Below are 7,727 nucleotides of genomic sequence, written 5' to 3' on the forward strand. Positions count from 1 at the left end.
ATTAAAAGGGTCTTGTCATGATAAAAAACTATTTCAAAATCGCCCTAAGAAATCTAAGACGCCACAAAGCCTATGCCCTGATCAATGTCCTGGGTCTGGCTCTGGGAATTACCTGCGCCATCCTAATCTTTACCTTGGTCAAATACCACCTGAGCTTTGATACTTTTCATTCAAAGGCGGACAGAATTTACCGTGTCACGACCGAATTACACCAGGAAGAAATAACTTATGACCATAGCGTTCCCCAACCGCTGGGAAAAGCTATTCGGGATGATCATACCTTTGCCGAAAAAGTTGGCAGAGTGTGCAGTTTTGATGATCGGCTGATAGCTATTCCTTCTTCAAATGACAACCTGATATTCCAGGAAGAGATAGCTTATGTAGAGCCTGAATTTTTTGACATTTTCGATTTTCCTCTGCTACAGGGTGATAAAAACACGGCCTTGGCTGAGCCCAATACTGCAATCATTACAGAGAAACTCGCAAAGAAATATTTCGGCAATCAGGATCCTGTTGATCAAACTATCCGGATAGATAATAAATGGGACTACAGGATCACCGGTATTTTGCGGGATTTGCCGGTCAACACGGATCGTAGACAGGAAATTTATGTATCGTACAGTAACCTGAAAGACCAGTGGGAGTGGTTGGCCAGTGATGAAAGCTGGAGTGCGCTATCCGGTAGCATGCATTGTTTTGTACTGTTAAAACCAAATGTAGAAGCCGCCCATGTAGACAAAATTTTCCCGGAATTGTCAGAAAAATATTATAATGAAAGGGATGCAAAGATATTCCGGTTTAAGCTTCAGCATATTTCCGACATTCATTTCAATCCCGATCTGGGAGGTTATGTGGCAAAAAAGAACCTGTGGGTGCTATCCCTGATTGGCTTTTTTCTGATCATTACAGCCTGTGCCAATTTTATCAATCTGGCAACTGCCCAGGCACTTGGCCGGTCTAAAGAGATCGGAGTCCGAAAAGTACTGGGAGGCCATCGTAAGCAACTCTTCTGGCAGTTCATGGCAGAAACAGCGTTGATCACCATATTGGCGCTGATATTGGCTTTTACTTTGGCCCAACTGGCTTTGCCATCCGTGAACCAACTTTTCCATACGCAGCTTCAAATCAACCTCTTCCAGGATGTTTACCTCCTTGCTTTTCTTCCTGTACTGCTACTGGTCGTGGTCTTGCTATCCGGTGCATATCCCAGTCTTATACTCGCGGGATTTAAGCCTGTAGTGGCCTTGAGAGGAAAAATAACCCAAAAAAACGTGGGCGGTTTTTCATTGAGGAAAGGATTGGTTGTCGCCCAATTTGCCATTTCGCAGTTGCTTATTATAGGTGCCATTGTAATCGCAAACCAATTGCGTTACTCCAGTCAGGCGGATTTGGGTTTTCAGAAAGATGCCATTGTGATGTTTCCGGTACCTGAAAGAGATAAATCAAAGATAAGCACCCTCAATTCAGAGGTTTCCGGGTTGGCAGGTGTAGAAAAAGTGGCCTTTTGCAGTGATGCACCGGCATCCCAGGGTTGGGCAAGTGTAACCGTGCAGTTCGATTCCCGCACTGAAAATGAAAATTTTGATATTTCCGTTAAAGCTGGTGACGACCGATATGTTCCCATGTTTGGTTTACAAGTGATAGCCGGACGTAACTTAAGCCCCTCCGATACAGTCCGTGAATTTCTGCTCAATGAAACCGCCATCGCAAAATTTGGTGTACACTCCCCCGAGGATGTGTTGGGTAAAAAAATGCGGATCGGTCTCAATAACAGTGAGGGAGTTGTTGTGGGTGTGGTGAAGGATTTTCATAATAAGTCTTTTCATGAAACCATTGATCCGATTTGTATTACCAGCTCAAATGGCTGGTATCGCAATTTTGCCGTAAAAATAAATCCGGCGAGCCTGCAGCCCACTTTAACGGCCATTGAAAAGTCCTGGAAGGAAGTCTTTCCTGACCGTGTCTTTGAATATCACTTCCTGGATGAACAGATTGCCCGGTTTTATGAACTGGACAACATGATCCTCCGGTTGGTCCAGGTGTTTGCAGGCATAGCCATTATCATTGGTTGTCTGGGGCTATATGGCTTGATATCGTTTATGGCTGCCCAGAAAACCAAAGAAATCGGGGTAAGGAAAGTATTGGGTGCCAATACATTCAGCGTGGTATGGCTATTCGGCAGAGAATTTACATCACTTCTGCTTGTGGCCTTCGTGATAGCGGCTCCCTTGGCATGGTGGGTGATGAACAGGTGGCTGGAAAACTTTATTTACAAAATTGACATAGGAGCAGATGTCTTTATGATGAGCATTGCCATCACGTTTATGATAGCACTGATTGCAGTAGGATATAAATCCATCAAAGCCGCCCTTGCCAATCCGGTGGGGTCATTGCGGTCGGAATAAAAATTATCTCTTTGATAGCATCGAGATGCATGGTACTTCTTTTGGCCAGATGGAAGAAACAGAAACCGGAATCAACTCTCCCACAGGCTTGCCCAGGAACCTATTAGGTTATCCCAAATTTATAGACAACCAACCTCCTTTGGGGGCTGTTCTATTTTACTTTGCCCGCCACCGGACGTTTCTGTCCGAAAAATGCGATAATCTGCTCAAAAAATATGTTCTGGGACACGAAAAAGGACTTTTTGGGCTGGCACGGAACTCGTGGATAAGAGCTGGGTCAATAGCCTGAAAAATAACAAATGAAAATATACCAAAAAACTTTATACTTCAACGCCACATTTATGAAAAAAATAACATTTACTTCAACGGCCTTATTGATCACGTTGATCGTTTTCCAATCCCTTGCCGCCGGTTTCTCCGTCGCTGACCGGCCTTATCTCTCCAAGGAATTTACGCTGACGGGCAATGGCAACCTGGAGGTACGGACTTCCGGGGCAAGTGTCCGGGTAACGGGCCATGAAGGTAATCAAGTACTGGTGGAAATGTATGTCAAGCGGAACGGAAAACCGGTGGACCCCCAGGATGCTGAGGTACAAAAACGCCTGGAAGATTATAAAATCGACATCAGCAAAAGTTCCAATAAAGTTTCAGTGATTGTGGAACGGCGGAAAAACACCAATTGGGGAAATGGGAACAACCGTCTCAGTCTTTCTTTTGACATACAAGTGCCCAACACAATTTCCGGCAAATTTAGTACCAGCGGAGGAGCTGTTGCGATCCAGGGAGTCGAAGGTGAGCAAGATTTCAATACCAGTGGGGGAAGCATCAAAATCCAGGATTGCAGGGGCAAGGTATACGCAAGAAGCTCGGGAGGGAGTTTTCATGTCGACCGGTACAACGGAACCATGGAGGTACAATCCAGTGGAGGCTCTGTTAAATTGTACAATTTGACGGGTGCATTGACTGTCAATTCCTCCGGGGGAAGTGTACACCTGGATGAGGTATCCGGCAGGATCGCTGCCAATACCAGCGGCGGCGGAATCAAAGCGAATATCTCTACCCTCGACACGGAGCTTACGCTTAAGAGCAGCGGAGGAAGCATCTCAGCCGTTGTTCCCAAAGGCCTTGGCATGGACCTTGATCTCCGGGGCGGCCGGGTAAACACCCACCTGACCAACTTTGACGGCGAGGTAAAAAAAGACAAAATCCTGGGAAAGATGAATGGCGGCGGCGTCTTGGTCACCATGGCCAGTTCAGGCGGAAGTATCAACCTGGACTATAAGTAAATCCGGGTGTCGAAAACCCGTGCTTTTTTACTTGAACCATCCAATCCATGTCATTGTTGGTGGCTTCGCCCATAGCCTGGTACCTAATGGAAAGGTGGCTGGAGAACTTTGAATACAGGATAGAGGTGAATGCATTTGTCTTTTTCCTTACAGGCGGTCTAATTGTGGCCATTGCGCTCACGATCGTCAGCTTCCATACCGTCACGGCAACAGCCAATCCTATCCATAGTTTGAGGGATGAGTAGGGTGATCGGTGATTTGGTGATCAGGTGATCAGTAACTCCGTCATTGAGGGTTGGTTATTATGCATTGAGCATTGAATATTAAATTTCAAATGAGGGATAGTGGATGGGTAAAATCTAAATACCAAGAACATGTGGAAAAACTACTTTAAAATCGCCTGCCGTAATTTATTGCGAAGCAAGTCATTCACTGCCATCAACATCTTGGGGCTTGCCATAGGCATTGCCACCTGTATTATCATCCTGCTTTTTGTAAAAAACCAGACGGGCTATGACAGCTTTCATGAAAAGGCGGACCGTATTGTACGTGTTGTTTTCCGGGGATCGGTTCAGGACCAGAAGATGAACGAAGCCCATGTGATGCCGCCGGTAGCACAGGCCCTGCTCGCGGATTATCCCGAAGTATTGGAGGCTACCCGCCTGCGACATATGGGGTATCCCAAAATTACTTACGGCGATAAGATTTTCCGGAAAAACAGCTCCGCCTTTGTTGATGCCAATTTTTTCCAGGTATTTACATTGCCACTGATAAAAGGAGATCCGGCAACAGCTTTAACCCAGCCATATACCCTTGTCATTTCGCAATCCATTGCCCGGAATTACTTTGGTGAGGAAGACCCTATGGGCAAGGAGTTGCAAATGAATGATGGTGGAGACCGCTTTATCATCAGCGGAGTGATGGAAGACATTCCCGCTAATTCCCATTTCCAGTTTGATATGTTTGCCTCAATGGCCACCTTTCCGGAAGCAGAAAATTCCTCCTGGATGGTCTCTGAATTCCACACTTATCTGGTGCTGCCTCCCGGCTATGATTATAGAGAACTGCAGGCCAAACTCCCTCAGGTCACAGAAAAGTACATGGGCCCGCAACTGCAACAGGCCATGGGGATCAGTTTGGAGCAATTCAGGGAAGCGGGAAATGATATTGGCCTGTTCCTGCAGCCCCTGACTTCTATTTATCTGCATTCGGATCTTACGGGGGAATTGGGGCCAAGCGGAGATATCCGCTATGTATATATTTTCAGTGCGATAGCTGTTTTTATGCTCATTATTGCCTGTATCAATTTCATGAATCTTTCTTCCGCCAGCGCCAGCCAGCGGGCCAATGAGGTAGGAGTACGGAAAGTACTTGGTTCCGGACAAAGACAGTTGGTATGGCAGTTTCTGGTCGAATCCGTTCTTTTGAGCCTTCTCGCTTTGCTTATCGCACTTATTTTGGTACAAGCAGCCTTGCCCCTCTTTAGTGCGTTATCCGGCAAAACCCTTACACTCCAGTATCTATCCAATCCATGGATATTGCCTGGCCTGCTGTTGTTCGGGCTATTGGTGGGACTATTGGCAGGGAGCTATCCGGCATTTTTCCTTTCTTCCTTCCAACCTGTTGCGGTACTAAAAGGAGTCGTATCCACAGTCAATGGCAGGACCGGAAAGAACAGCATGAGCTTGAGAAGCGGGCTGGTGGTGTTTCAGTTCCCGCTTATTGTATTTGTTACTTTTTTGCTGCAGGTCAAAAAAGTAACGCAACCTGCCCGCTTCTTAAATTTCCTAACGCCGGAAATCCGCAAGGCGGAATTGGCGTTTGTTCCAGCCGGGAAAGCAGTCTTTTTACTGTTCAGGATCTTCAAGGCATGGATCAGGAATGTCTGTGGCACAAGGGAAGGTATTTGTGGTTTATTACCCTTCTCCTCTTCTGTGCTTTTGGCTTGATCCAAAAGGTACCCATTCCGATAGCTATCGGAACAAGGCAAAAATAAGCTTCTCCCCGCAAGGCCAGCGCCCCCTCGCATTTGTGCCGGCCCGCCCGCATGAACCGAGTAGAATTGGTTAAAATCTTCTTTGTTATCGAATAGCTGGACGGCATTCGTCATCAGTAGGAGGCTATCCCAGCCAAACCAAGAAAGTAGTCTCGTGCTCTACGTGGGCATCAAATGGTCCCATCGGCACTTATAGGTGTAAAAAATTTCATCCTTAATCAATAGCAAAAAAATAGGGGACAGGGAATTTTTAGATGAACGGTAGCGGTAGGTTTATTCTTTTTGTGTGATTATTAGAATATAATATAGGGGTATTTGATGGATCAGTAAGGACATATAGCACGATTAAGGGATTTTTAAATTGAAAAATATTTTTTAGTTTTAATAGGTGCAGGAGGGGTTTGGGGGATTTTAAGAGGTCGGTTGTAGCCTGTTTTATGGGGAAAGGGGTTATGTTCATTCATGGGTAAGGAGGCGATACTGTACTTATTTGTCTGAGGGGTTTTCATAAGTGGGAAAACAGGCCATGCATTTGCTGTTCCGGGTTCCAGGAGTATTATTTAATATCCGGTTTGTCGTAATAGGCTGTATGGTTATGGGGGTTTGGGGTGAAGGAGTCGTGGGTGGTGTTTTCCGGGTGCAACGGCCAATCTTTTGGCTGTTAACGGATGGAGAGGAAAGCAAAAATCCAATGAAATCAGGTTTCCTTTTGATGATCCCAGACAAGCCGGTTGATCACAGTACAAAAACCACGTAGCTATAATAAGCCAACCACATAGTTGGGATTTGCAATGATAAGGTTGTAACAATAACTAAGTTACAGGCAAGCTTAAAAGACATATATAGAAAATGACACCAGAATTTATAATTGAAATATGTGTAGCGATTGATATTGCAATATTGAGTATTGCATATCCAATAATTATTGACAAAATTTCAGGTATCGGTGACAAATACTCATCAGAGTATATACCAGTTCTTTTCAACAATGAATTTCCACAAAAGGCTTTAAAAATAAAAATCAAAAATAAAGTATATGGAAGCCCTGTTTTTAAATTAACAATCTTTGCGACATTGTTCTCCTTTATCTTTCTAATATTCAAGTTTGAGCCACTTTTTGGTTGGAATAATTGGTTTATTAATAACTCCGCAAAACTAACCGTCCTCTTTTTGACAATTATTTTAATCGTATTTTTTTTTATGTGGTTAGGAAAAGTGGCTTTATATAATGGCAAATCAAAAACTCTTTTAACCTACTTAATAAGTAATTATATTAAATCAAAGGCAGACAGTGAATTGCGGAGCTATAATCTAAAAGCAATAAACGAACTTGCTTTTTATGCTATAGAAAAACAAGACGAACATCTTCAAAAAACTTTGCTTGAATTTTATTATTCAGTATTTGCAAACATCAGAAAGAACCATGATAAATCTAATCCTTTGGTTTACCCGATTGATTTTTATTTTCTTGTAAATAAGTTAAACGAAATAGCAGTAGAAAATGAAACAAAGCTTAGAGCAATTGAACATAGAGCCGTTAGCGGAGTTTGGCTATTAGGGGAAGATTTTGAAGAAATTTCAATTTCAGAAGAAACTTATAGTTGGCTTTGGAAAAATATCTATACTATTTGCGATAATCCCCGTTTGATTAAAATGTTTTGGGCGAATTCAAGTCAATATTTTGATTATAGACTAAAAGCCGTACTTGCTGATTATTCATCCCATGAAGAAAATGTAATAATTAATAATCAAGATCAAATAAATAAACGAAATCAAGAACGAAATAGGTTTCTTGAGTTTCATTATGCTCTCGGTGGATTATTAGTTTACAGGGAAGAATACAGAACAATCAACTACCTACTTGAGTATTCTCAGTCTGAACCACCAAAATATGTGTTACTTCCTCAGACAATGTGTAGTCGGTAACTGAATATGCACCAAAAACGGTAATTAGGAATGCACCAAAAATGGCAACAGGAATGCACCACTTTGTAAATATAGGTTGTTATTCCTGATGTCCAAAAAAAGTTTTTCTGTTTT

5 protein-coding genes are annotated in these 7,727 nt (G+C 43.3%); all 5 read left to right on the top strand.

Going from position 1 to position 7,727, the window contains the following annotated elements:
• The first annotated feature begins 17 nt into the window (after positions 1-17).
• The 5 genes from ACFPFU_RS16465 (at position 18) to ACFPFU_RS16485 (ending at position 7,613) form a co-directional block, all read left to right on the top strand.
• Positions 18-2,405 (top strand): ABC transporter permease, encoded by a 2,388-nt coding sequence (locus tag ACFPFU_RS16465; RefSeq protein ID WP_377066014.1) that lies wholly within the window; start codon positions 18-20, stop codon positions 2,403-2,405.
• A 341-nt stretch (positions 2,406-2,746) separates the two neighbouring features.
• Positions 2,747-3,691 (top strand): DUF4097 family beta strand repeat-containing protein, encoded by a 945-nt coding sequence (locus tag ACFPFU_RS16470; protein ID WP_377066016.1) that lies wholly within the window; start codon positions 2,747-2,749, stop codon positions 3,689-3,691.
• Positions 3,692-3,738: 47 nt separating this feature from the next.
• Positions 3,739-3,936: a hypothetical protein gene (locus ACFPFU_RS16475; RefSeq protein ID WP_377066018.1), complete on the top strand. Its 198-nt coding sequence runs from the start codon at positions 3,739-3,741 to the stop codon at positions 3,934-3,936.
• Between the two features lie 129 nt (positions 3,937-4,065).
• Positions 4,066-5,640 carry an ABC transporter permease gene (locus ACFPFU_RS16480; RefSeq protein ID WP_377066020.1) on the top strand — a complete coding sequence of 525 codons (1,575 nt, stop codon included), beginning with the start codon at positions 4,066-4,068 and terminating at the stop codon, positions 5,638-5,640.
• An 896-nt stretch (positions 5,641-6,536) separates the two neighbouring features.
• A complete protein-coding gene (locus tag ACFPFU_RS16485) occupies positions 6,537-7,613 on the top strand; it encodes a hypothetical protein (RefSeq protein WP_377066022.1) in 1,077 nt (358 codons plus the stop codon).
• Positions 7,614-7,727: the final 114 nt, after the last annotated feature.

The organism is Negadavirga shengliensis (genome assembly GCF_042652345.1).
In the GTDB taxonomy this organism is placed as follows: Bacteria; Bacteroidota; Bacteroidia; order Cytophagales; family Cyclobacteriaceae; genus Negadavirga; species Negadavirga shengliensis.